This window comes from Streptomyces fungicidicus (assembly GCF_003665435.1).
Classification (GTDB): Bacteria; Actinomycetota; Actinomycetes; order Streptomycetales; family Streptomycetaceae; genus Streptomyces; species Streptomyces fungicidicus.
The window spans coordinates 233,029-256,708 of sequence record NZ_CP023408.1 but is presented as its reverse complement, the minus strand read 5'-3'; the positions used below and the strand labels follow the sequence as shown (position 1 = coordinate 256,708).

23 protein-coding genes are annotated in these 23,680 nt (G+C 72.4%); 14 read left to right on the top strand and 9 right to left on the bottom strand.

Annotated features, from left to right (window positions below):
- Nucleotides 1-21: 21 nt before the first annotated feature.
- Both CNQ36_RS31370 and CNQ36_RS31365 read left to right on the top strand, forming a co-directional pair.
- Nucleotides 22-372, top strand: coding sequence for a VOC family protein (locus tag CNQ36_RS31370; protein ID WP_004922238.1), 351 nt, complete (start codon nucleotides 22-24; stop codon nucleotides 370-372).
- Nucleotides 373-433: 61 nt separating this feature from the next.
- Nucleotides 434-823 carry a MarR family winged helix-turn-helix transcriptional regulator gene (locus CNQ36_RS31365; protein ID WP_121548939.1) on the top strand — a complete coding sequence of 130 codons (390 nt, stop codon included), beginning with the start codon at nucleotides 434-436 and terminating at the stop codon, nucleotides 821-823.
- Between the two features lie 24 nt (nucleotides 824-847).
- Here CNQ36_RS31365 and CNQ36_RS31360 read toward each other — a convergent pair whose 3' ends face one another.
- Nucleotides 848-1,252, bottom strand: coding sequence for an SseB family protein (locus tag CNQ36_RS31360; RefSeq protein ID WP_004922242.1), 405 nt, complete (start codon nucleotides 1,250-1,252; stop codon nucleotides 848-850).
- Between the two features lie 219 nt (nucleotides 1,253-1,471).
- On the opposite strand from CNQ36_RS31360, the gene CNQ36_RS31355 reads away from it, so the two are divergent.
- Entirely contained in the window at nucleotides 1,472-2,917 is a 1,446-nt protein-coding gene (locus CNQ36_RS31355; protein ID WP_121548937.1) for a glyceraldehyde-3-phosphate dehydrogenase, read from the top strand.
- 160 nt (nucleotides 2,918-3,077) lie between these two features.
- A complete protein-coding gene (locus tag CNQ36_RS31350; RefSeq protein ID WP_004922245.1) occupies nucleotides 3,078-4,046 on the top strand; it encodes a hypothetical protein in 969 nt (322 codons plus the stop codon).
- An 11-nt stretch (nucleotides 4,047-4,057) separates the two neighbouring features.
- On the opposite strand, the gene CNQ36_RS31345 is transcribed toward CNQ36_RS31350, so the two are convergent.
- Nucleotides 4,058-5,710, bottom strand: a complete 1,653-nt coding sequence (locus tag CNQ36_RS31345) for an FAD-dependent oxidoreductase (RefSeq protein WP_121548935.1) — start codon at nucleotides 5,708-5,710, stop codon at nucleotides 4,058-4,060.
- Between the two features lie 233 nt (nucleotides 5,711-5,943).
- On the opposite strand from CNQ36_RS31345, the gene CNQ36_RS31340 reads away from it, so the two are divergent.
- The 7 genes from CNQ36_RS31340 to CNQ36_RS31310 all read left to right on the top strand — a co-directional run bounded on the left by CNQ36_RS31340 (nucleotide 5,944) and on the right by CNQ36_RS31310 (nucleotide 11,245).
- Entirely contained in the window at nucleotides 5,944-7,068 is a 1,125-nt protein-coding gene (locus CNQ36_RS31340) for a SchA/CurD-like domain-containing protein (RefSeq protein ID WP_040905498.1), read from the top strand.
- Between the two features lie 68 nt (nucleotides 7,069-7,136).
- Nucleotides 7,137-7,604, top strand: coding sequence for a cupin domain-containing protein (locus tag CNQ36_RS31335; RefSeq protein ID WP_121548933.1), 468 nt, complete (start codon nucleotides 7,137-7,139; stop codon nucleotides 7,602-7,604).
- Nucleotides 7,601-8,869, top strand: coding sequence for a beta-ketoacyl-[acyl-carrier-protein] synthase family protein (locus CNQ36_RS31330; protein WP_004922256.1), 1,269 nt, complete (start codon nucleotides 7,601-7,603; stop codon nucleotides 8,867-8,869). Before CNQ36_RS31335 ends, CNQ36_RS31330 begins: the two co-directional genes overlap by 4 nt.
- Nucleotides 8,866-10,110, top strand: a complete 1,245-nt coding sequence (locus CNQ36_RS31325) for a ketosynthase chain-length factor (protein WP_121548931.1) — start codon at nucleotides 8,866-8,868, stop codon at nucleotides 10,108-10,110. The genes CNQ36_RS31330 and CNQ36_RS31325 overlap by 4 nt, the downstream gene beginning before the upstream one ends.
- A gap of 27 nt (nucleotides 10,111-10,137) precedes the next feature.
- On the top strand, nucleotides 10,138-10,398 hold the full coding sequence (locus CNQ36_RS31320) for an acyl carrier protein (RefSeq protein WP_121548930.1): 261 nt from the start codon (nucleotides 10,138-10,140) through the stop codon (nucleotides 10,396-10,398).
- A 2-nt stretch (nucleotides 10,399-10,400) separates the two neighbouring features.
- Nucleotides 10,401-10,883, top strand: a complete 483-nt coding sequence (locus CNQ36_RS31315) for an SRPBCC family protein (protein WP_121548929.1) — start codon at nucleotides 10,401-10,403, stop codon at nucleotides 10,881-10,883.
- Nucleotides 10,884-10,909: 26 nt separating this feature from the next.
- A complete protein-coding gene (locus CNQ36_RS31310) occupies nucleotides 10,910-11,245 on the top strand; it encodes a TcmI family type II polyketide cyclase (protein WP_004922267.1) in 336 nt (111 codons plus the stop codon).
- Nucleotides 11,246-11,327: 82 nt separating this feature from the next.
- Here CNQ36_RS31310 and CNQ36_RS31305 read toward each other — a convergent pair whose 3' ends face one another.
- From CNQ36_RS31305 to CNQ36_RS31285, 5 genes are all read right to left on the bottom strand, one after another.
- Entirely contained in the window at nucleotides 11,328-12,356 is a 1,029-nt protein-coding gene (locus CNQ36_RS31305; RefSeq protein ID WP_121548927.1) for a methyltransferase, read from the bottom strand.
- A gap of 61 nt (nucleotides 12,357-12,417) precedes the next feature.
- Complete coding sequence (locus CNQ36_RS31300) at nucleotides 12,418-13,479, bottom strand: right-handed parallel beta-helix repeat-containing protein (RefSeq protein WP_121548925.1); 1,062 nt, start codon at nucleotides 13,477-13,479, stop codon at nucleotides 12,418-12,420.
- A gap of 207 nt (nucleotides 13,480-13,686) precedes the next feature.
- Entirely contained in the window at nucleotides 13,687-15,276 is a 1,590-nt protein-coding gene (locus CNQ36_RS31295; RefSeq protein WP_420857178.1) for an MDR family MFS transporter, read from the bottom strand.
- 170 nt (nucleotides 15,277-15,446) lie between these two features.
- Nucleotides 15,447-16,127, bottom strand: coding sequence for a TetR/AcrR family transcriptional regulator (locus tag CNQ36_RS31290; RefSeq protein ID WP_121548921.1), 681 nt, complete (start codon nucleotides 16,125-16,127; stop codon nucleotides 15,447-15,449).
- A gap of 28 nt (nucleotides 16,128-16,155) precedes the next feature.
- Entirely contained in the window at nucleotides 16,156-17,022 is an 867-nt protein-coding gene (locus tag CNQ36_RS31285) for an oxygenase MpaB family protein (RefSeq protein WP_121548919.1), read from the bottom strand.
- Between the two features lie 262 nt (nucleotides 17,023-17,284).
- On the opposite strand from CNQ36_RS31285, the gene CNQ36_RS31280 reads away from it, so the two are divergent.
- Together CNQ36_RS31280 and CNQ36_RS31275 are read left to right on the top strand one after the other, a co-directional pair.
- Entirely contained in the window at nucleotides 17,285-18,313 is a 1,029-nt protein-coding gene (locus CNQ36_RS31280) for an oxygenase MpaB family protein (RefSeq protein ID WP_121548917.1), read from the top strand.
- Complete coding sequence (locus CNQ36_RS31275; protein ID WP_004922286.1) at nucleotides 18,310-19,815, top strand: aldehyde dehydrogenase family protein; 1,506 nt, start codon at nucleotides 18,310-18,312, stop codon at nucleotides 19,813-19,815. Before CNQ36_RS31280 ends, CNQ36_RS31275 begins: the two co-directional genes overlap by 4 nt.
- A 23-nt stretch (nucleotides 19,816-19,838) precedes the next feature.
- Here the strand turns inward: CNQ36_RS31275 and CNQ36_RS31270 are convergent, their stop codons facing one another.
- Entirely contained in the window at nucleotides 19,839-20,465 is a 627-nt protein-coding gene (locus tag CNQ36_RS31270; RefSeq protein ID WP_040905503.1) for a TetR/AcrR family transcriptional regulator, read from the bottom strand.
- 138 nt (nucleotides 20,466-20,603) lie between these two features.
- Between CNQ36_RS31270 and CNQ36_RS31265 the strand changes: the two genes are divergently transcribed.
- Nucleotides 20,604-21,743: an acyl-CoA dehydrogenase family protein gene (locus CNQ36_RS31265; protein ID WP_121548916.1), complete on the top strand. Its 1,140-nt coding sequence runs from the start codon at nucleotides 20,604-20,606 to the stop codon at nucleotides 21,741-21,743.
- A 75-nt stretch (nucleotides 21,744-21,818) separates the two neighbouring features.
- Here the strand turns inward: CNQ36_RS31265 and CNQ36_RS31260 are convergent, their stop codons facing one another.
- The gene (locus CNQ36_RS31260; RefSeq protein WP_121548914.1) at nucleotides 21,819-23,615 is read right to left on the bottom strand and encodes a flavin-containing monooxygenase; all 1,797 of its coding nucleotides are present in this window, start codon (nucleotides 23,613-23,615) and stop codon (nucleotides 21,819-21,821) included.
- Between the last annotated feature and the right edge of the window lie 65 nt (nucleotides 23,616-23,680).

Below are 23,680 nucleotides of genomic sequence, written 5' to 3'. Positions count from 1 at the left end.
CCGCTTCCGGAGGAGTACGTCATGAGCGACGGCCTGAAGACGATCGTCTACCCCGTGAAGGACCTCGCCCCGGCGAAGGCGCTGTTCCGGGCCCTGCTCGGGGTGGAGCCCTACGCGGACGAGCCGTACTACGCCGGGTTCCGGACCGGCACCCACGAGATCGGGCTGGACCCCCAGGGCCACGCCAAGGGCATGACCGGGCCGGTCCCCTACTGGGTCGTGGCCGACATCAGGCGGTCGCTGGCCGAGCTGCTGGAGGCCGGGGCGGAGCCGCTGGGGGACGTGCAGGACGTGGGCGGCGGCACTCTGATCGCCTCCGTGCGGGACCGGGACGGCAACCCCGTCGGACTGTTCCAGGACGCGCCCGCCTGACCCGCGGGGACGAGCGTCGATGCGCGTTCATTGAATGTCGAACAAATGTTACGGTTCGGGTATGGGAGCGAAGACGGGCGGGGCGCGGCTCGAGGAACGGTGGCGCGAGATCCTCGCGGTGCACGCGCGGACGCTGGGTGAGATCGACCGCGCGCTGCACCCGTACGGCCTCGTCGCCTCCGACTTCGAGGTGCTCGACCTGCTCGCGACCGCCGCGCCGCGGGACGGCGAGCAGTGCCGGGTGCAGAACCTGGTGGGCCGGGTCCATCTGAGCCAGAGCGCGCTCTCCCGCCTCATCGCCCGCCTGGAGAAGGACGGGCTCGTCGAGCGCAGCATGTGCCTCGAGGACCGGCGCGGTGTCTATGTGCAGCTCACCCGCAAGGGCCGCGAGCTGCACTCCGAGGTGCTTCCGCTGCAGCGCGCGGTACTGGCCCGCACGCTGGACGCGTAGCGCGCGGGCCAGGTGCGGCGGCCCCTACGGGCGGGCCAGCAGCGTGCGCACCCCCTCCGAGGTGAGCGTCAGACGGTGCTCGGAGCTGCCGTCGATGGTGAGTGACAGGTCCTCGGCCGGCCACTGGGCGGCGAGCGCGCCGAGCGGGACCAGGCGGTAGCGGGAGACGAACGGCAGCAGCCCGGCCATCTCCAGTTCGGACGTGAAGACGGGCACCACCTGGGCGCCGCCCGGCTGCTCCAGCACGGGCAGGGCCACCGCGCCCGGATCGGCGGCCTCCTCGTCGCCCGCGTCGTCCGGCACCGGGATCAGTACGTCGCTGTTCGCGAGGGCGTCCAGCGCGACCGTGTCCCCGGTGTCCTCCGACAGGGTGTCCAGGGCCCGCTGCGCGGGCGTGGGGGCGTTGTTCTCGTGCGCGGGTGTTTCCATGACAGATTCCCTGGTAGCGGCGGTCGTACGGCCCGCCCGGGACAGCCTCCGGCCCGGGCACAGTGCTGCACGCGTACCCGTTCGCCCCTCGCGCAACCCTGCGATTCCCGGCGTCTCCCGCGCCCGCGGCCGCTTCGCGCACCCCTTCGGACACCCCCTCGGGGCCGGCCGATCAGCACAGCTATCATATGAGCACCCTCTAGCTCGAAAGATGATCCTGTGACTGTCAATGAAGACTCGTTCACCAATTGGAAGCACCGCGAGGAGATCGCGGAGTCGATGATCCCGGTCATCGGGAAGCTGCACCGCGAGCGGGACGTCACCGTCCTGCTGCACAGCCGCTCCTTGGTCAACAAGTCGGTGGTCAGCATCCTCAAGACCCACCGCTTCGCCCGGCAGATCGCCGGCGAGGAGCTCTCGGTCACCGAGACGCTGCCCTTCCTGCAGGCGCTCACCACCCTCGACCTCGGCCCGTCCCAGATCGACATCGGCCTGCTCGCCGAGGCCTACCGCGCCGACGACCGGGGACAGTCGGTCGCCGAGTTCACCGCCGAGGCCGTCGCCGGCGCGACCGGCGCCGACAGGATCGACCGGCGTGAGCCGCGCGACGTCGTGCTCTACGGCTTCGGCCGCATCGGCCGGCTCCTCGCCCGTCTGCTCATCGAGAAGTCCGGGTCCGGCAACGGCCTGCGGCTGCGCGCCATCGTGGTCCGCCGGGGCGGCGAGCAGGACATCGTCAAGCGGGCCTCGCTGCTGCGCCGCGACTCCGTGCACGGTCAGTTCCAGGGCACCATCACCGTCGACGAGGCGAACAGCACGATCGTCGCCAACGGCAACACCATCAAGGTGATCTACGCCGGCGACCCGACGGAGATCGACTACACCGCGTACGGCATCACCAACGCCATCCTGATCGACAACACCGGCAAGTGGCGTGACCGCGAAGGGCTTTCGCAGCATCTGCGCCCCGGCGTCGACAAGGTGGTGCTGACCGCGCCCGGCAAGGGCGACGTGCCCAACATCGTGCACGGCGTCAACCACGACACCCTCAAGCCGGACGAGCGGATCCTGTCCTGCGCGTCCTGCACCACCAACGCGATCGTCCCGCCGCTGAAGGCGATGGCGGACGAGTACGGCGTGCTGCGCGGGCACGTGGAGACGGTGCACTCCTTCACCAACGACCAGAACCTGCTGGACAATTACCACAAGTCGGAGCGCCGCGGCCGTTCGGCGCCGCTGAACATGGTGATCACCGAGACGGGCGCCGCCTCGGCCGTCGCCAAGGCGCTGCCCGACCTCGACGCGACCATCACCGGCAGCTCGATCCGCGTCCCCGTCCCGGACGTGTCGATCGCCATCCTCAACCTCCAGCTGGGCCGCGCGGCCGGCCGGCAGGAGGTCCTGGACTACCTGCGCAGCGTGTCGCTGACCTCGCCGCTCAAGCGCCAGATCGACTTCATCAGCGCGCCCGACGCGGTCTCCAGCGACTTCATCGGCTCGCGGCACGCCTCGATCGTCGACGCCGGCGCGCTGAAGGTCGAGGGCGACAACGCGATCCTCTACCTCTGGTACGACAACGAGTTCGGCTACTCCTGCCAGGTCGTCAGGGTCGTCCAGCACGTCTCCGGGGTGGAGTACCCGACCTACCCGGCGCCGGCCGTCTGAGCACGGATCAGGTCCGCAAACGGAACGAACGCGGCGACGGGCGGGGTTGGCGAGATGTCCGGCCCCGCCCGGTCTCCGGTGTACCGGGCGGTAAGGGGCAGATCGGTAACGATCATCCGGTACGGCTTGCCGGGGCCCCCGGACTTCCTAGTCTTCCGACATGGCTCTCTTCAGCAGTCGCACCAGCAGACGTCCCCGTGTCGCACCCGCCCTCGACGACGCCGAGCTCGCCCGGGTGCTGGGGCGGTTGAGCAAGCGGAACGCGGGCGCCAAGGCTGCGGACGTGACCCTCGTGGCGTCCCTGCTGGAGGAGACCGGGGACGACTGGGACCGGCGCGGCCACCGGATGTCCGTACTGGCCGAGGCGACGGCGGACGCGGGCGTCGCGGAGGTGTGGCGGGACAAGGAGCCGCAGAACCCGGACGCGCTGGTGTTCCACTCCTGGACCGCGCTGGCGCGCGGCCTGCGCGAGGGACGGCTCGAGGACGCCGGGCAGGTCGTCTCCCAGTGCCACCGCTCCGCCGAGCGAAGACCGGAGGACCCGCTGCCGTGGGTGGTCCTGCTCGGGGTCTCGCGCATCGAGCGCTACGGGCAGGGCGACGTCAACGCCATCTGGCGGGAGGCCACCGGGCGCGACCGCTGGCACCGTGAGGCGTATCTGCAGATGCTCGCGTACCTGTCGCCGGAGGAGGGCGGTTCCAGCGCGTCCGTCCTCGACTTCGTCGACGTGGTGCGCACCCGCATCCCGGCGAACGCCCCGTGTGCCGCCGTCGAACTGACCGCGGCCGTACGGCAGTACCAGGGGCTGCTGGCGCAGGGCGGGGTACGGGCCATGACGGCCGGTCAGCTGTGGGAGGGCGGGCAGATCGCGGCCGCGCTGGAGCAGGCCGCGGCGCTGTGGGCGAAGCCGGGCTTCTTCCAGCACGCGGCGGCGCAGGCGGACCTGAACGTGCTGGCGTACGCGCTGTGCGCGGCGGGGCGGGCCGCCGACGCGCACCCGGTGTTCCAGTCCCTCCAGGGCATGGTCACCCCCTGGCCGTGGGACGTCGACGGCCCCGCCGTCGCCCGCTTCGAACAGCATCTGTCCAAGGCGGAACGGGGCCGTCAGGGCGGCGTCGGAGGCTCCTGACCGGGAGACCGTCAGCCGCGGGACAGGATCGCCGTGACCGCTTCGCGCAGGGTCTTCGCCGGGTCGGCGGCCGGGCCCTCGTGACGCCAGGCGACGAAACCGTCGGGGCGTACCAGGACCGCGCCGTCCGGGGTGACGCCGTGGGCCGCGGCCCAGTCGGCGCCGGGGGCCGGGACCAAATCCGCCCCGGGGCCGGTGCCGATGCGGTGGGAGTCCAGGGGAACGGGCAGGCCGGCCACCGCCTCCGTCGCCGCCGCGTGCCAGGCTCCGGTGTCGGAGCTGAGCAGGACCAGGGACCGTTCGTACAGGTCGAGGGTGGAGATCCGCTCGCCGGCCCGGGTCAGCCACAGGTGCGGGGCACGGCTGCCGGGCTCGCCGTTCAGCGCGACCCCCTCCGGGACCACCGGCGTCGCGGCGTCGGCGCCGAGGACCGCGCCGCGCGGATAGCGGTAGGCCAGCGCCACGTTGAGGATGCCGCCCTTCCTGCCTCCGGGGCCGCCGGCCTCCGGGGCGGGCGTGTACCCGGGGTGGCTGTGCTCCACCGAGCGGGACGAGGCGCGGGCGCTGGTCGCCTCCGCGACGGGCCGGCGTTCGGCGTCGTAGGACTCCAGGAGACCCGGACCGGCCCAGCCGCCCAGCACCGCGGCCAGTTTCCAGGCCAGGTTGTGGGCGTCCTGGATGCCGGTGTTGGAGCCGAACGCCCCGGTGGGGGACATCTCGTGGGCCGAGTCGCCGGCCAGGAACACCCTGCCGTCGGCGTACCGTTCGGCGACCCGCTCGGCGGCGTGCCAGGCCGCCCGTCCGGTGATCTTCACGTCGAGGTCCGGTACGCCGACGGCCCGCCGGATGTGGGCGGCGCACCGCTCGTCGGTGAACTCCTCGAGGGTCTCGCCGTGCTCGGGGTGCCAGGGGGCGTGGAACACCCAGTTCTCCCGGTTGTCGACGGGCAGCAGCGCCCCGTCGGCGTCCGGGCTGGTGAGGTAGCAGACGATGAAGCGCCGGTCGCCGACCACGTCGGCGAGGTCACGGGAGGTGAAGGTGACGCTGACGTTGTGGAACAGGTCGCCGGGGCCGTTCTGCCCGATGCCGAGCCGTTCCCGCACGGGGCTGCGCGGGCCGTCCGCGGCGACGAGGTAGTCCGCCCGCACGGTGGTGTGCTCGCCGGTCTCCCGGCTCTTGACCCTCGCCGTCACGCCCTCGGGGTCCTGCTCGAACGACATCATCTCGGTGTGGAACCGCAGGTCCCCGCCGAGCTCTCGGGCGCACTCCAGCAGCACCGGCTCCAGGTCGTTCTGGCTGCACAGGCACCAGCCGGCGGGACTGAACCGCGCCAGCCCGCCACCGGGGTCGATCTCCCGGAACAGCCACTCGCCCGCGTCGCCCACCAGGGACGGCGTCTGCAGGATGCCGTGGTTGTCCGCCAGGACCGACGCGGCCCGGGCGATCCGCCCGTCCACCCCGGCGGTGCGGAACAGCTCCATGGTCCGCACGTTGTTGCCGCGTCCGCGCGGGTGGATCGAGGTGCCGGCGTGCCGTTCGACGAGTGTGTGCGGCACCCCCAGCCGCCCCAGGAACAGGGACGTCGACAGACCCACCAGGGAGCCGCCGACGATGAGGACGGGCGTGCGGTGAACCGCCTCACCGGCCGTGTCCGATCGGTTCATTGAAACGCCTCCAGCGTCGCCCTCGACGGGCTGAGGAACAAGACGCACATTTCATGCCCGCCACGGACCGGTTCGCGTCCCCGCGGCACCCGGTTGGCACGGGGTTCACCCACCTGCCCCGTGTCGCTCGCGCGCTCCGGGGGGCGCGTCGACCATCGACTCATGGCGACCGACGGCCTTTCGGACACGGCGGTCGTTCCTGACCTTCCGGAAGAAGAGGAGAGGTGCGCCGGATGACCATGTCGGGACGCATATCGCAGTCGGCCTTCGACGGTTCGAGGCTGCGGGTGATCCTGCTGCTCGACCTGTACGAAGGAGCCCAGGAGCAGTTCCTCGACGCGTACGAGCACATGCGCAACAAGGTCGCGTCCGTCCCCGGTCACATCAGTGACCAGCTGTGCCAGTCGATCGAGAACCCCTCGCAGTGGCTCATCACCAGCGAGTGGGAGAGCGCCCCGCCGTTCCTGGCGTGGGTGAACAGCGAGGAGCACGTCGAGACCGTCCGGCCGATGCACAACTGCGTCCGGGACACCCGGTCGATGCGCTACAGCATCCTGCGCGAGACCCACCCGGGCCGGCAGGCCGCTCCCGAGGCCGCGACGGCCGGCCTGCAGTCGGCCGCCCGCGTGGGCGACGGCGTGGCGCGTCACGCCCTCACCTTCACCGTGAAGCCGGGCTCGGAGTCCAAGGTCGCGGAGCTGCTGGCCGGTTACCAGTCGCCCAAGGCCCAGGTCGACGACACCACACGGCTGCGCCGCACCTCGCTGTTCATGCACGGCAACCGTGTCGTACGGGCCGTCGAGGTGGAGGGCGACCTGCTGGCCGCGCTGCGCCACGTCGCCCGTCAGCCCGAGATCAGGGCGGTCGAGGAGGCCATCAACCCCTATCTCGAGCAGGACCGGGACCTGACCGACCCGGACTCCGCGCGGGTGTTCTTCACCCGGGCGGCGCTCCCGGCGGTGCACCATGTGGTGGCCGGCCGGCCGGAGCCCTCCGGGGTGCGCCGGCACGCGCTGTACTACCCGGCCGTCGAGGGCCGGGGCATGGAACTGGCCCGGTTCCTCGCCCACCAGGACGAGGCCGCCGCGGACGACCCGGACAGCCCGGTGCACGCCAGCACCGTGTTCCAGCGGGACGACATCGTCGTACGTCTCGTGGACGTCACGGGCGAACTCGACCTGGACCCGCTCGCCGCCCTCGGCATCAAGGGCGCGGGGAAGGCGGCGGAGCTGGAACGCCTGCTGGACGGCGCCGCGATCGGCGTCGAGGGCTCCCTGGACTCCGAGCGCAATCTCAACCGGCTGCTGGCGCACGCCGACATGCTGCCCGTCACCGACCGCAGCTCGGCGGACTCCTGACGGTCCACCGCGGTGACGTCCGCGGGCCACGCCCGCGGACGTCACCGGCACACCCGGAGGTATCAACCATGTCCCAACAGCATCCACGCATCGTGGACCTGAGCGAGACGGAACCCAACCGACGGCGCGGAGGCGACCTCAGGACCCTCCTCACCCCGGCCACCGTCGGCTCCACCAGCGGCTTCATGGGCCTGGCCATCATCAAGCCCGGCGAGCGCATCGGCGAGCACTACCACCCGTACTCCGAGGAGTTCGTCTACGTCGTCGAGGGCGCCCTCGAAGTCGACCTGGACGGCGAGCCGTTCGCGCTCCGCGCCGAACAGGGGCTGCTGATCCCCGTCGACATGCGGCACCGCTTCCGCAACGTCGGCGACCAGGAGGCCCGCATGGTGTTCCACCTGGGTCCGCTCGCCCCACACCCGAGTCTCGGCCACGTCGACACGGAGGAGACCGAAGGCGCCGCCGCCGGGCCCCAGTTGGCCGTCGGCGGGCCCGAGCGCGACCGTTCCGCCGAGCCCAGTGAGGCCATAAAATGACCCGCCGAGTGGCCGTCACCGGTATCGGTGTGGTCGCTCCCGGCGGCATCGGAGCGACGGCGTTCTGGGATCTCCTCGCAGCCGGCCGCACCGCGACCCGCGGCATCTCCCTGTTCGACCCGGCGGGGCTGCGTTCGCGCATCGCCGCCGAGTGCGACTTCGACCCGTTCGAGCACGGCCTGGACGCCGAACTGTGCCAACGTGCCGACCGTTACGTCCAGTTCGCCGTGGTCGCGGCCGCGGAGGCGGTCCGCCACTCCGGACTCGACACCGCCGCCGGGGACCCCTGGCGCACGGCGGTCTCACTGGGCAGCGCGGTCGGCGGCACGACCCGGTTGGAACACGACTACGTACTGGTCAGCGAACGCGGCCGGCGGTGGGACGTGGACCACGAGAAGGCCGAGCCCCAGCTGCACACCGCGTTCCAGCCGAGCACGCTCGCCTCCGTCGTCGCCGAACGGTTCGACGCCCGGGGCCCCGTGCAGACCGTCTCCACCGGCTGCACCTCCGGCCTCGACGCGGTCGGCTACGCCTTCCACACCATCGCCGAGGGCCGGGCCGACGTCTGCATCACGGGGGCGTCGGACTCGCCGATCTCACCGATCACGATGGCCTGCTTCGACGCCATCAAGGCGACGTCGCCCAACAACGACGACCCGGAGCACGCCTCCCGCCCCTTCGACGCCCACCGCGACGGCTTCGTGATGGGCGAGGGCGCGGCGGTGCTCGTCCTGGAGGAGTACGAGCACGCGCGGGCGCGCGGCGCGGACATCCTCTGCGAGATCAGCGGCTACGCCACCTACGGCAACGCCTATCACATGACCGGTCTGACCAGTGAGGGGCTGGAGATGGCCCGGGCGATCGACACCACGCTCGACCAGGCCCGCATCGACCCCACACTGATCGACTACGTCAACGCGCACGGCTCCGGCACCCGGCAGAACGACCGGCACGAGACGGCCGCCGTCAAGCGGTCCCTCGGCGCGCACGCCCACGGGACGCCCATGAGCTCCATCAAGTCGATGGTGGGGCACTCGCTGGGCGCGATCGGAGCGATCGAGGTGGTCGCGTGCGTGCTCGCGCTGCGGCACCAGGTGGTGCCGCCCACGGCGAACTACGAGACCCCCGACCCCGAGTGCGACCTGGACTACGTGCCGCGCACCGCCCGCCCGCGGAAGCTGAACCATGTGCTCTCCGTCGGCAGCGGCTTCGGCGGCTTCCAGTCCGCGGTGCTGCTGTCCGGGCCGGGCGGGAGGACACGATGAACAACCGTCGCCCCCGGCGCGCGGCCGTCACCGGCATCGGCGTGATCGCGCCCAACGGAATGCGGACCGACGCCTACTGGAAGTCCGTGAGCGAAGGCATCTCGGTACTGGACTCGGTCACCCGCGAGGGCTGCGAGCAGCTGCCGCTGCGGGTGGCGGGCGAGGTCCGGGCCTTCGACCCGGCGGCCCTCATCGAGGACCGGTTCCTGGTGCAGACCGACCGGTTCAGCCACTTCGCGATGGCCGGGGCCGCCCTCGCCCTCGACGACGCGGGACTCGGCGGCGAACCCGCGGAGCCGTTCTCCATCGGGGTGGTCACCGCCGCCGGATCGGGCGGCGGCGAGTTCGGCCAGCGCGAACTGCAGAAACTGTGGGGCCGGGGCTCCAAGTTCGTCGGCCCCTACCAGTCCATCGCCTGGTTCTACGCGGCGAGCACCGGCCAGATCTCCATACGCGGCGGCTTCAAGGGGCCCTGCGGTGTGGTGGCGAACGACGAGGCCGGCGGTCTGGACTCCCTCGCGCACGCGGCGCGGGCGGTGGAGCGCGGCACCGACGTCATGGTCGTGGGAGCCGCGGAGGCGCCGCTGGCCCCGTACTCGATGGTCTGCCAGCTCGGCTACCCCGAGCTCAGCACCCTCGACGACCCGGCCCGCGCCTACCGCCCGTTCACCGAGAAGGCCTGCGGCTTCGTGCCCGCCGAGGGCGGCGCGCTGCTCGTCGTCGAGGACGAGTCCCGTGCCCGCGACCGCGGGGTGCCCGTACGGGCCACCGTGGCCGGCCACGCCGCCACGTTCACCGGGGCGTCCCGCTGGGCGGAGTCCCGGGAGGGCCTGGCCCGCGCGATCCGCGGCGCCCTCGACGATGCGGGCTGCGCCCCGGAGGAGATCGACGTCGTGTTCGCGGACGCCCTGGGCGTGCCGGAGGCGGACCGCGCCGAGGCGCTGGCGATCTCCGACGCCCTGGGCGCGCACGGCACCCGGGTCCCGGTCACGGCGCCCAAGACCGGCATCGGCCGCGCCTACTGCGCGGCGCCCGTGCTGGACACGGTGGCCGCGGTGCTCGCCATGGAACACGGCCAGGTGCCCCCGACACCCAACGTGTCCGACATCTGCCACGACCTCGACCTGGTGATGTCGCGCGCTCGCCCCGCCGAGCTGCGCACCGCCCTCGTCCTCAGCAGGGGACTGATGGGCTCCAACGCGGCGCTGGTCGTGCGCCGCGGTGACGATTCCGCCCGGTAGGACCGGGCGGGGAAGGAGCAGTCACCCATGATCACCACCGAAGTGACCTACGAGGAACTCGCCGCGCTGATGAAGCAGGCGGCCGGCATCACCGTCGACCCGCAGGAGCTCAGGCAGTCGGCGGAGTCCCCCTTCGACGCCTTCGGACTGGACTCGCTCGGCCTGCTCGGCATCGTCGGCGAGCTGGAGAACCGGTACGGCGCGTCGCTTCCCCCCGACTCGGAGCGCTGCCGCACGCCCCGGGAGTTCCTGAACCTCGTCAACAGCACCCTCACGGCTGGAGCCTGAAAGTGGCAGGACACACCGAGAACAGCATCACCATCGACGCTCCCTTCGACCTCGTGTGGGAGATGACCAACGACCTGGAGAACTGGCCGCGGCTGTTCAGCGAGTACGCGTCCGTGGAGGTCCTCTCCCGGGAGGGCTCCACGACGACGTTCCGGCTGACCATGCACCCGGACGAGAACGGCAAGGTGTGGAGCTGGGTGTCGGAGCGCACCCCGGACCGTGAGAAGCGCATGGTCCGCGCCCGCCGCGTGGAGACGGGCCCGTTCGCCCACATGAACATCGTGTGGGAGTACGCGGAGCTGCCGGGCGGGGTCCAGATGCGCTGGACGCAGGACTTCGCGATGAAGCCCGACGCCCCGGTCGACGACGACTGGATGACGGACAACATCAACCGCAACTCCCGTACGCAGATGGCCCTCATCCGGGACCGGATCGAGCAGGTCGCCCGCGACAGCGAGAGCGCGTCCGTCGCGTCCTCCCGCTGAACCCCGGTCCAGGAAGGACACATCCGATGCACCACGCCCTCATCGTCGCCCGGATGAAACCCGGTTCGGCGCCGGACATCGCCGACGTGTTCGCGGCGTCCGACCGGGGTGAACTCCCCCACCTGGTCGGTGTGAACCGGCGCAGCCTCTTCCAGTTCGGTGACGACGTGTACCTGCACCTCATCGAGTCCGAGCAGGACCCGGCGCCCGCCATCGCGAAGCTGACCTCGCACCCCGAGTTCCGCGGTGTCAGCGAGCGCCTGGAGGCGTACGTCAGCCCGTACGACCCGGCCACCTGGCGCGGCCCCCGGGACGCCATGGCCCGGTGCTTCTACCGCTGGGAGCGCGGCGCCGGCTCCTGAGCGGACGGCCCGCACCACCCCGAGGCCGCCGGTCCCGCGTCAGTCGCGGAGCCGGCGGCCTCGGGGTTTCCGGGGGCCTTCGTCAGCCGGGGACGGTGCACTCGAAGGCGTGGAGATAGGCGTTGACGGGGCTGATGTCGCCGATGACCAGGCCCGCGTCGGTCAGCCGGTCGACCATGCTCTGCCGGGTGTGCTTGGCGCCGCCGACGTTGAGGAGCAGCAGCAGGTCCATGGCGGTGGTGAAGCGCATCGACGGGGTGTCGTCGACGAGGTTCTCGATGACGACGACCCGGGCGCCGGGCCGGGCCGCCGCGCGCACGTTGGCGAGCGCCCGGCGGGTGCTGTCGTCGTCCCACTCCAGGACGTTCTTGATGATGTACACGTCCGCCTGGACGGGGACGTCCTCGCGGCAGTCCCGGGCCACGACGTCGACGCGGCCGGCGAGCGCGCCGCCCTCGCGCAGCCGAGGGTCGGCGTTCTCGACGACGCCGGGGAGGTCGAGCAGGGTGCCGTGGAGGTGGGGGTGCTTCTCCAGCAGGCTGGCCAGGACGTGTCCCTGGCCGCCGCCGATGTCGACGACCGAGGCGGCGTCGTCCAGGTCGAGCAGCCGGGCCACGTCACGCGCGGACTGCTCGCTGGAGGTCGTCATGGCCCGGTTGAACACATGGGCGGACTCGGGGGCGGACTCGTTGAGGTAGGTGAAGAACTCCTGGTCGTACACGTCCTCGAAGACGTTGCCGCCGGAGCGCACCGCCTCGTCGAGCTGCGGCCAGACGTTCCAGGTCCACGGCTCGGTGCACCACAGGGCGATGTACCGCAGGCTGTGCGGGTCGTCCTCGCGCAGCAGCCGGGACATCTCGGTGTGCTCGAAGGCGCCGTCGGGGTTCTCGGCGAAGACGCCCTGGCACGAGAGGGCGCGCAGCAGCCGCCGCAGGGTGTGCGGCTGGGTCTTCACCGCCGCCGCCAGTTCGTCGGCGGTCATGGGGGTGTCGTCCAGTGCGTCCGCCACGCCCAGGCGTACGGCCGCGCGTACGGCGGCGGCGCACGCCGCCCCGAAAACGAGCTCCCTCAGCCGCATGGGCGGCGGGGGAGCCGGATCAACGGTGGTCATCCGTTGCCTCGCTTCTGCTGTCGTGCGGTGGGTGGTGGGGGGAAACGGTGGTGCGGGCGGGTCAGCACATGCCCGCGGGCTCGGAGAGCGTGCAGGTGTTGCGGCCGAACGTGTTGTTCTTCGCGGTGTCCCGGTTGGCCAGGTCGGCCGGGCTGTTGCCGGTCACCAGGTTGTCGCGGATGTCGTTGCGCTCGTTGGGGGTGCCGACGAGGCTCTTGAAGAGCACGATGCCGCCGGACAGCGGGGACTTGCCCTTGTTGTCCTCGACCCGGTTCCGGGCGACGAGGGTCTGCTCGACGCCGGTGAGGACGATGCCCGAGCCCTGCAGGTAGGGCAGGCGCGGCGTCTTGGCGCAGTACTTGTTGTTGTCGTGGACGTAGTTGCGGGTCACGCTCAGGTGGCCGCCGCGCGGCTTGGACTCGTCGCCGACCACGAAGACGCCGGTGCAGTTGCCGGTGGCCTCGTTGCGGTCGACGTCCAGGTTCCGCAGCCGGCGCACGGTGACGCCGACGCGGTTGTCGGCCATCCGGTTGTGCCGGATCACGGTCCGCTCCGCGTCCCTGGCGCCCTCCTCGGTGTCGACGGTGTTGGCCACGAAGAGGCCGGCGTCGCCGTTCTTGCGGACCATGTTGTGGCTGAGCACGCTGTCCACGGAGCGTTCCTCGGCGATGCCCCACTGGCCGTTCTTCTCCGAGATCACGTACCGGACCTTCAGCCGGTCGGTCCCGGTGGCCCACAGCCCGTTCTTGGCGAAGCCACGCACCGTCAGCGACCGTACGGTGACGTCCTTGAGAGGGCTCTTGTCGGTGCCGGTCACGCAGACGCCGTTGCCCGCCTTGGCGCAGGCGCTCTTGCCGGGTTTCGCGGCGGGCACCAGGACGGTGCGGGCGGCGCTGTGGCCGCGCAGGGTCACGCCCGACTTCCTGATGTCGACGCTCTGCTTGTAGGTGCCGGGCTCGAGGAGGACGGTGTCCCCCTTCTTCGCGGCGTCCACGGCCTTCTGGATCGACTGGCCGGGCTGGACGCGGTGCACGGTCGGCTGGTGGACCGACGGGGCGGCGCCCAGCCCGGCGGCCACGGCGGCGGTGGCGGTGGCGAGGTACGCGAGGTGTCGTCTGTTCATGAGCCGAAGCTATGAGCGGGGTTGGCGCCCCGCCACCGCTGATCACCCAGGCGGGCAGGGGCCCCGCTCCACGGGTGATCACCCGGTCGGCTCATCCGCCGGAGGCGCGGCGAAGGAGGGGCGCCGGTGTTCCGGCGGAACGGGACGGGCCGCCCACGGGGTGGTGGGCGGCCCGTCAGGCGCGCGTGCCGTCGGCCGGGTTCCGGGTCAGGCGACCGGGGTCGTCCGGTCCTTGTCCGCGACGGTGCCCGTGGCGGCGCCCGCGGCGGCGGACTCCTCGGCGAGGCGCTCCATGCCGCTGGTGGTCTTCAGCGGCTTCTCCTTCAGGAACACGACGGCGACCAGGGCGAGCAGCGCGAACGGAGTGGCGATGAGGAACAGGTCGGCGGTGGCGACGGCGTAGGCGTGCTCGATGATGCCCCGCATCGGCGCGGGCAGCGTGGACATGTCCGGGACGCTGCTCTCGCCGCCGCCTCCGCCCTCGCCGGCCGCCACGGCGATGCCGGCCTCCTTCAGCCCGGCGGTCGTCTCGTCGGCGACCCGGTTGGCGAGGATCGCGCCGAGCACGCTGACGCCGATGGTGCCGCCCATGCTGCGGAAGAAGGACAGCACGGAGGTGGCGGCGCCCAGTTCGGCGGCGGGCACGTCGTTCTGGGCGGCGAGCACCAGGTTCTGCATCAGCATGCCGACGCCGATCCCGAGCACCGCCATGTAGAGGCTGAGCAGTCCGAAGTGGGTGCCGGCGTCGATCGTGGAGAGCATCGCGAGACCGGCGGCCATGACGACCGCTCCCGCCACCAGGTACCGCTTCCACTTGCCGGTGCTGCTGATCACCTGTCCGGCGACGGTGGACGAGACCAGCAGACCCATGATCATGGGCAGGCTCATCAGGCCGGCGACGGTCGGCGACTTGCCCAGGGAGACCTGGAAGTACTGCGAGAGGAAGACGGTGCCGCCGAACATGGCGACACCGACCAGGAGGCTGGCGACGGTGGTCAGGCTCACCGTGCGGTTGCGGAAGATGCCGAGCGGGATGACCGGCTCGGGGGTGCGGGCCTCCACCAGGACCGCCGCGGCGAGCAGCAGCACGCCGCCGCCCGCGAGGGCCGCGGTCTGCCAGGACGCCCACGGGAACTCGTTGCCGGCCAGCGACACCCAGATGAGCAGGGCGCAGACACCGGCGACGATCAGGAACGCGCCGAGCCAGTCGATGCGGACCTCGCGCCGTGTCGTGGGCAGCCGCAGCGTGCGCTGGAGCAGCGCGATGGCGAGCAGCGCGAAGGGCACGCCGATGAAGAAGCACCAGCGCCAGCCCAGCCAGGAGGTGTCGACCAGCACGCCGCCGACCAGCGGCCCCGCCACCGTGCCCACCGCGAAGACGGCGCCGAAGATACCGGCGTACTTGCCGAGTTGGCGGGGCGGGATGATGGAGGCCATCACGACCTGCGCGAGGGCGGTGAGACCGCCGGCGCCGATGCCCTGCACGACGCGGCTGAAGATCAGCAGGCCGACGCCGTGGGAGAAGCCCGCCAGCAGCGAGCCGACGACGAACATGCCCAGCGAGAGCTGGAGCAGCAGCTTCTTGTTGAAGAGGTCGGACAGCTTGCCCCACAGGGGCACCGTCGCCGTCATGGCGAGCAGTTCGGAGGTGACGACCCAGGTGTACGAGGACTGGCTGGCGCCCAGGTCGGCGATGATCGTGGGCAGCGCGTTGGCCACGACGGTGCCGGCCAGGATCGCGACGAACATGCCGGCCATCAGGCCGGACATGGCCTGGAGTATCTGCCGGTGGGTCATGGAGGTGGGAGGCGCGTCGGCGGGCGCCGTGGGTGAGCTCACGGAATCTCTTTCGGATGGTGGTCGAACGGTCACGCGCGGGGCGGGCGCCGGCGTGGGCCGGCGCGCTCGTGGGCGCGGAGCGGAGAGGGGGCGGCCCCGGCGGGAAGCCGGGCGGCCGGTGTGACGGCTTACGCGGGGGGCGCCGGAAGACCGGCGGCGAGGAGGGCGAACACCTCCTGGAAGACGTCGAGGAAGCCGGCTTCCTCCGGCCGGGCGCACCAGTGCTCCACGCTGGTGCGCACCGCGGTGCTCGCCACCCCGGCCAGCAGCCGCGGGTACAGGTCGAGCGCGCCGCGCCGTTCCTCGTCGCTCGCGGACGCGGACGCGGGCTCGGCCGTCACCGGCCCGCCCGCCCGGATGCGCGCGGCGACGGCCTCGGCCAGTCCGGTCTCGTCCGCCAGATGCGCGCCCAGCGTGCGGACCAGCAGGTGCGGTGAGGCGTGCAGCACTTGGGCGTGCAGCCGCCACAGCTCGTGCTGCTGCTCGGCCTCGGCGAGTTCCGCCGCCATGGCGTCGCGCAGGGCCTCCAGCGGGGAGAGTGCGGCCGGCGCCTCGCGCACGGAGCGGCGGATCCGCGCGCCCGCGTCCGCGTCGATCACGACGAAGGCGTCGTCACGCGTGTCGAAGTAGTTGAAGAAGGTCCGTACGGACACTCCGGCCGCCGCGCTGATCGCCTCGACGGTGACCTTCTCGGCCCCGTGTTCGGCGGCCAGCCGCACCGCCGCCTCGGCGAGCGCGGCACGCGTCGCCCGCTTCTTCCGCTCGCGCAGCCCGCCCTGCGCGGCACCCTTCTCCTTCACATCGTGCATGCTATGCAAAGATGCACGTCCTGCAAAATTATTTCCGGACGGCCCCCGATCCCGCTTCCGGGCGGCGTGCGGCCGAGCGGGCGGCGCGGGCCAGGGGCAGATAGCGCAGCCGCTCGGGCAGCAGCGGGAACACGGTGCGCACGACTGCTCCGAGACCCCGCAGCCTCCGCTCCTGCCGGGGCGTCCAGGTCACGCCGAGACGGTCACGGACGGTGGGCGGCAGGAGCCCTGCGGTGACGAAGACCTGCAGCCGGGCCACAGCGGGGCCAAGCAGCGGCCAGACCCGGCGCAGCAGCGGGCCCGCGCCGGGCGGCACCGGCACCGGCCGGCCCGGGTCGAGCAGTTCACCGACTACGGCCGTCCGCTCCAGTTCACCGGCGACCATCGTGTCGAAGTAGCGCCAGAACGCCTCGGGCGTGGGCGGCATGTCGCGGTCGGCGATGCCGAGGATCCGCCCGAGCTGGAGCAGTTCGCCGTAGAGGCGGCGCTCCTCCTCGGGCGTGAACGGGCGGGAGAGGTAGCGCGCGGCGCGCAGGAAGACCGGGTAGGCGGTCGCGTGCACCCAGGCGTAGTGGGCGGGGGTGAGGGCGTGGTAGGGGCGGCCGTGACTGTCGGTGCCGCTGATGTTCCTGTGCAGCCTGCGCAGCCGCCGGCCCTCCTCGACCGCCCGGTCCCCGCCGTATACCCACAGCTGGAGGGAGTGCAGCGAGCGTTCCGCGCGCCCCCAGGGGTCGGTGCGGAAGACGGAGTGGTCGTCGACGCCGGCGCCGACCGCGGGGTGGGCCACCTGCAGAACGGTGGCGGCCGGCAGCGAGAGCAGCAGCCGTACGTCGCCCGCGACGTCCCACAGGATACTTTCCGGTGCGAGCGGTTCCGGTTCGGTCCGGGCCGTCATGTCAGTGCACTCCCAGCGATCGTCGGGCCGCCGGCCCGATACCTCAACTCTGCTGACCCGCACAAGAGTTGATCTCGTGTCCGGAGTATTGACGCGCCTCGTGAAACAAGTCAATAGTTTTTGTATCTTCGACCCACCGAGGGGAAGGGGTGCCGGCGCTTCCATCGTCCATCGGCGACCCCGGGGACGCCAGGCCCGTCCGGCCGGCGGACGCCGGGAACGGTCCGACCGCGCGCAGCGCGCACCGACAGGAGAGGTCACCATGGGCCGTTACGGCCGGCTCCGCCGCATCCAGCAGATGGACCCGCTCCGGGACCACGAGCGGATCTTCCGGTGGATCACCCAGTACGAGTTCCCGCGCGACTACCTCCAGGGCACGTCCGTCGCCTTCCTGCGCGACTACGGCGTGCCGCGCGTCTCCCGGCTGCTCGACCGCACCCAGGAGTTCGAACGGGCGGGACAGAAGCGGTACGACGACACGGTGCTGATCGCCTACGAGATGGTCCGCGAGGGCCTGGACTCGGAGCACGGCCGTGCCACCGCCCGCCACCTCAACCGCATCCACGGCCGCTACCGGATACCGAACGAGGACTTCCTGTACGTCCTCGCCACCACCGTCGTCGGGCCGAAGCGGTGGATCGACCGGTACGGCTGGCGGCCGCTGTCCCCGCAGGAGACGGAGAGCCTGGCGCTGGTGGGGCGGCGGATGGGCGAGCTGATGGGCATCACCGGACTGCCCGCGGACTACGCAGAATTCGAGCGCCTGCACGACGCCTACGAGCGGGAGATGTTCGCCTACGATCCCGCCAACCGCCGGGTCGCCGCCGCCACGTTGCGGGTAGTCACCGAGTGGTACCCCGCCCCGCTGCGGCAGCTGGCGGCCCGGGTGACGCTCGCCCTGCTGGACGAACCGCTGCTGGAGGCGCTCGGGCTTCCCCCGCAGCCCCGCTGGCTGCGGTTCGCGGCGGACCGCGCCCTGCGGGCGCGGGCGGCGGTGATACGCCGGCTGCCGCCCCGCCCCGAACGGTTCCCGCGCAGGCCCAAGCCGCGCAGCTACCCGTTCGGCTGGACCCTGGACGACCTCGGCCCGCACTGGGCCCACTCCCGGCCGGTGGTCCCGCTCACGGACGAGGACCCCCCGCCCGGTCCCGCCGTCCCGGACCACCACACCCCGCCGCCGGCCCGGGAGGCGACGGGCGCCCCGCCCCTCTCCCCCGGCGGCCGCTCCCCCGCGCCCGCCTCCGCCCCGGACCGCTCGCACCGTACGCACCTCGACCAGGAGCCCCGATGACCGACACCACCCCCGGCACCGAACCCCGCGCCGGGACCTTCACCTCGTACAGCCCCGCCACGGGCGAGCCGCTCGCCGACCATCCGGTGGACGGGCCGGAGCGGGTCGGCCGGGCGGTGGCCGGGGCCCGGGCCGCCGGGGCGGCCTGGGCCGCGCTGCCCGCGGCCCGGCGGCGGGAGCACCTGCTGCGCTGGAAGCGGGCCCTCGCGGCCGAGCTGGACACCGTGGCCCGCACCGTCGCCGCGGAGACCGGCAAGCCGGCCGGTGACGCCGCGCTGGAGGTCGTCCTCACCCTGGAGCACCTGTCCTGGGCGGCCCGCAACGCCGAACGGGTACTGCGCCGGCGCCGGGTGCGCACCGGGCTGTTCACCGTCCACCAGCGGGCCTCCCTGGTGCACCGGCCGCTCGGCGTCGTCGGGGTGATCGGGCCGTGGAACTACCCCCTCTACACCCCGATGGGCTCCATCGGCTACGCGCTGGCGGCGGGGAACGCCGTGGTGTTCAAACCGTCCGAACTGACCCCCGGCACGGGGACCCTGCTGGCCCGGCTCTTCGACGCCGCCGTGCCCGGGCACGCCGGCCTGCTCACCGTGGTCACCGGCGCGGCGGCGACGGGTGAGGCGCTGGCCCGGTCCGGTGTCGACAAGCTGGCGTTCACCGGCTCCCCCGGTACCGCGCGCAAGGTGATGGCGGTGTGCGCCGAGTCGCTGACGCCGTTCCTCGCCGAGTGCGGCGGGAAGGACGCGGTGATCGTCACCGCGGACGCGGACCTGGACACCGCGGCCGACGCGATCGTCTGGGGCGCGATGGCCAACGCGGGCCAGACCTGCGCGGGCGTCGAACGCGTCTACGCGGTGCGGGAGATCCACGGCGCGCTCTGCGAGAAGGTGGTGGAACGCGCCGGCGCGCTGCGTCCGGGCGCGCAGCCGGACGCGGACTACGGTCCGATGACCCTGCCGGCACAGACCGCCGTGATCGAGCGGCATGTGCGCGACGCGGTGGCCGCGGGGGCCCGGGCCCTGCTCGGCGGGCCCGGGTCGGTGCGGGCGCCGTACGTGGCGCCGGTGGTGCTGACCGGGGTGCCGGAGGACGCACCGGCGATGGCGGAGGAGACGTTCGGGCCGACCGTGGCGGTCAACGCGGTGGCGGACGTGGACGAGGCGGTGGCCCGTGCCAACGCCTCGCGCTACGCCCTCGGCGCCGCCGTGTTCTGCCGTGACCGGAGGACCGGCGCGGCGATCGCGGCGCGGCTGCGCGCCGGGGCGGTGTCGGTGAACTCGGTGCTCGGCTTCGCCGCCGTGCCGGCGCTGCCGTTCGGCGGTTCGGGGGACTCCGGGTTCGGCCGGATCCACGGCGCGGAGGGGCTGCGCGCCTTCACCGGTGTGCAGTCGGTGACGGTCCGGCGGTTCGCGCCGCCGGTCGAGCTGACGTCCTTCGGCGTCCCGGCCGCCACGCGGGAACGGGCGGTGCGGCTGGCCAGGGCGCTGCACCGGCGGCGCTGAGCCGCCGGGGGGCGCGTCCGCCGTCAGGCGTCGAGCAGAGGGGCGAGGTAGCGGCGGGCGAACGCCCGGGCCTGGTCCTCGTCCTCCATCTCGATGCAGCCGGCGGGATTGAGCAGGAAGGAGACGGCCACGCGGACCATGAGTTCGGCGACCGGCCGCGGGTCCGTGCCGGGCCTGTTCTCGGCCTGCTGGGCGCGGCGCAGATGGGCCGTCAGATAGTCGACGGTGGCCGTGAGCGAGGGGCCGCCGTTGACCGTCAAGTAGGGCAGCACCACCTCGGGTTCGAGGCGGAGCAGCCCGCCGAAGAGCGGATGGGCGCGGGTGTGGCGCAGGGCGACCACGAAGCCCTCGACAACCCGCTCCTCCATGGTGGGCAGTGCCGCCACCGCCTCGTCCAGCTGCTGGAAGAACCGGCTGCCCTCGCGCAGCAGCGTGGCCTCGACGAGTCTGTCCTTGGTCTGGAAGCGCCGGTAGACGGTGACCCGGGAGACGCCGGCCCGCTTGGCGACGTCGTCGACCGAGGAGCGGCGCAGGCCGAAGGTGGTGAACTGCTCCAGTGCGGCGTCGAGGATCCGCCGCGCCACCTTCTCCTCCGTCTCGGGCTGGGCGATGGCCCGGGCGAGCAAGGAGTCGTTCGCTTCAGTCTTCATGGTGCCCCTCACGATACCGCCACCCCCTCCACCGGGAGACTGTGAAACAATGTGCATATCTTTGTAACTCCCTCCTCTTCGACCCCGACCCCGCCGCCCCGCATCCCGCGTCCCGTTTCCCGCATCCCGGAGGACCTGATGGGCAGTCGCCTCACCGAAGAACAGTCCGACTTCGTCGCGGCCATCCGCGACTTCGCCAAGCACGAGTGCGGCACCCGCGAGCAGCGGGACGCGCTGACCGGGGGCGGCCGCGAGGCCCACCACCCGGGGCTGTACGCCCGGCTCGCCGAGCTGGGCTGGCTCGGCGTGTGCCTGCCCGAGGAGTACGGGGGCGCGGGCGGCGGACTGGCCGACGCCTGTCTGTTCCTGGAGGAGATCTCGTACGGCATGGTCCCGGCCGGCGGGTTCGTCACCACCGTCATCGCCGCCAAGGCCTACGAGCGGTTCGGCACCGAGCGGCAGCGTCAGGAGGTGCTCACCGGGGCCGTCCGGGGCGACGTCCTGTCCATCGCCATGTCGGAGCCCGGCGCCGGGTCCGACGTGGGCGCGCTGCGCTGCCGGGCCCGTCGGGCCCCCGACGGCGGCTGGCTGGTCGACGGCCAGAAGACCTGGATCTCCAACGCGCACTGCGCGAGGAGCATCCTGCTGGTGGCCCGCACCGGCGAGGACAAGCACGCCGGGCTCACCATGTTCCACCTGCCGGCCGGCACCCCCGGGGTGGAGATCCGGGGCATCGAGACCATGGGCGGCCGGGAGGTCAACGACGTCTTCCTCACCGGCGTCCGGCTGCCCGATGACGCCGTCGTCGGTGAAGTGGACGGCGGCTGGCGGCAGTTGATGGCCGGACTCAATTACGAGCGGCTCTTCCTGGCCGCGAACATGCTGGGCCTGGCCCGCCGCGCCTTCGACGACGCCGTCACCTACGTCCGCGAACGCGAGCAGTTCGGGCGGCCCGTCGGCTCCTTCCAGGCGCTGCGGCACCGGATCGCCGACCTGGCCACCGAGATCGAGTGCGCCCGGCTGCTGGTGCGGGAGGTGGCGCTGGACTGCGACGCCCAGCCGGACCGGTTGTTCCCCCGTGAGGCGTCCATGGCCAAGCTCAAGGCGACCGAGACCGCCAAACGGGCCGCCCTCGAAGGCATGCAGATGATGGGCGGCTACGGCTACACCACCGAGTTCGACATGGAGCGCCATCTGCGGGCGGCGGTGGTCTCCACGGTCTACGGCGGGACCAGCGAGATCCAGCGGGACGTCATCGGCAAGAGTTACGGCCTCTGAACGGACCGGGCGCCGGCCGTGCCCGGAGCGGCTGCCCGCTCCGGGCACGGCCGGGGCCGCGCTGCCCGCCGGGGGCTACACCGGGGCGAGCGCCTCGTCCATGGACTGCTCACGCCAGCGGCGCAGGAGCGCGTGGAAGGCGACGGCGCCGTGCGGGTAGGCGGTCGGGCAATTGGGGCGCCCGCGCCCTTCCCGGTTGTAGTAGCCCGGGGTGCACTCGGCGTGGAACCACTCGTGGTCGGGGGCGCCTTCGGCCAGGAGGGCGATCCAGGCGTCCTCCGCCTCGCGGGACGGCTCGACGAGGGCGCCCGCGGCCTCGGCGGCCGCGACGAGTGCGGCGGCGTGCACTGCCTGTTCGTCCAGGATGTGCGTGAAGTTGACGCTGCTGGCGTTGTGCAGGGAACCCATCCGGATCAGGTTCGGGAAGCCGTTGCTGGTGAAGCCGTGCAGGGTGCGGACGCCGTCCCGGGCCCATGTGTCGAGCAGCAGGGCCCCGCCCCGGCCGCGGACGGGCAGCTTGCCGGAGTGGATCCCGGAGACGCCGACGGAGAACCCGGTGGCGAAGATCAGGCAGTCGAGTGCGTACTCGGTGCCGCCGACCACCACCCCGCTCCCGGTGACGCGTTCGATGCCATGGGTGTCCGCCGTGTCGACCAGGGTGACGTTGTCCCTGTTGAACGCCGGGTAGTACAGGTCGGAGAAGGTGGGCCGCTTGCAGGCGTACCGGTACCAGGGCTTGAGCCTCTCCGCCGTCTCCGGGTCGGCGACCTCCCGGGCGACCCGGTCCCGCATCGCGTTCATCTTGACGGCGTCGGCGATCTCGTAGGCGGCCTCGAATGCCCCCCGGTCGCCGTCCGGACGGGAGAAGCTCGGCAGCAGCTTCTCCAGGAGGCCCGCCGAGGCCGTCCACCCGTCCGCCACGAGGTCCTCGCCGCACTCCTCGCCCGAGACGATGCGCAGGAAGTTCTCGCGGCGTTCGCGGGCCCAGCCGTCGCGGTCCGCGCCCACGTCCCGGGCCGTGGTGCGGCGGTTGCCGCGCACGTCCACCGTGGAGGGGGTGCGCTGGAAGACGTAGACGTGCCCGGCGTCCTCGGCCAGCACGGGAATGACCTGCACGCCGGTCGCCCCGGTGCCGACGACGCCCACCCGCTTGTCCGCGAGCCCGGTCAGACCGCCCCGCGGGGTGCCTCCGGTGTAGGCGTAGTCCCACCGGGAGGTGTGGAAGGTGTGGCCCTCGAACTCCTGGACGCCCGGTATCCCCGGCAGCTTCGGCTCGGTCATGGTGCCGGTACCGGTGACGACGTACCTCGCCCGGAACGCGTCGCCCCGGTCGGTTGCCACGATCCAGGTGCCGGAGCTCTCCTCCCAGGTCAGCGCGGTGACGGTGGTGGAGAACAGGGCGTCCGCGTACAGGTCGTACACCCTGGCGATCCGTACCGCGTGCCGCCGGATCTCCTCCCCCGGGGCGTACTTCCACTCCGGTACGTACCCGGTCTCGTCGAGCATCGGCAGATACACGTGCGACTCGATGTCGCAGTGGACGCCCGGGTACCGGTTCCAGTACCAGGTCCCGCCGAAGTCACCGCCCTTGTCGATCAGGCGGACGCGTTCCACGCCCTGCCGGCGCAGCCGCGCCCCGGCGAGGATGCCGCCGAACCCGCCGCCCACGACGGCGACGTCCACGGTGTCGCGCAGCGGCTCGCGTCCGGCCACCTCGTCCACGTACGGGTCGGCGGCGTAGAAGCCGAACTCGGCCTCGGCGCCCAGGTACTGGCCGGGGCCGTCGGGCCGCACGCGCCGCTCACGCTCGTGGCGGTAGCGCCGCCGCAGCGCGGTGAGCTCGTCGGGGGTCGGCGGGTGGAGGGACGTCATGTGGGGGGCCTCGCTTCTCTCCGTCTGCTGTCTGACGCCGGACGTGTCCCGAACTTCCGTGCGGA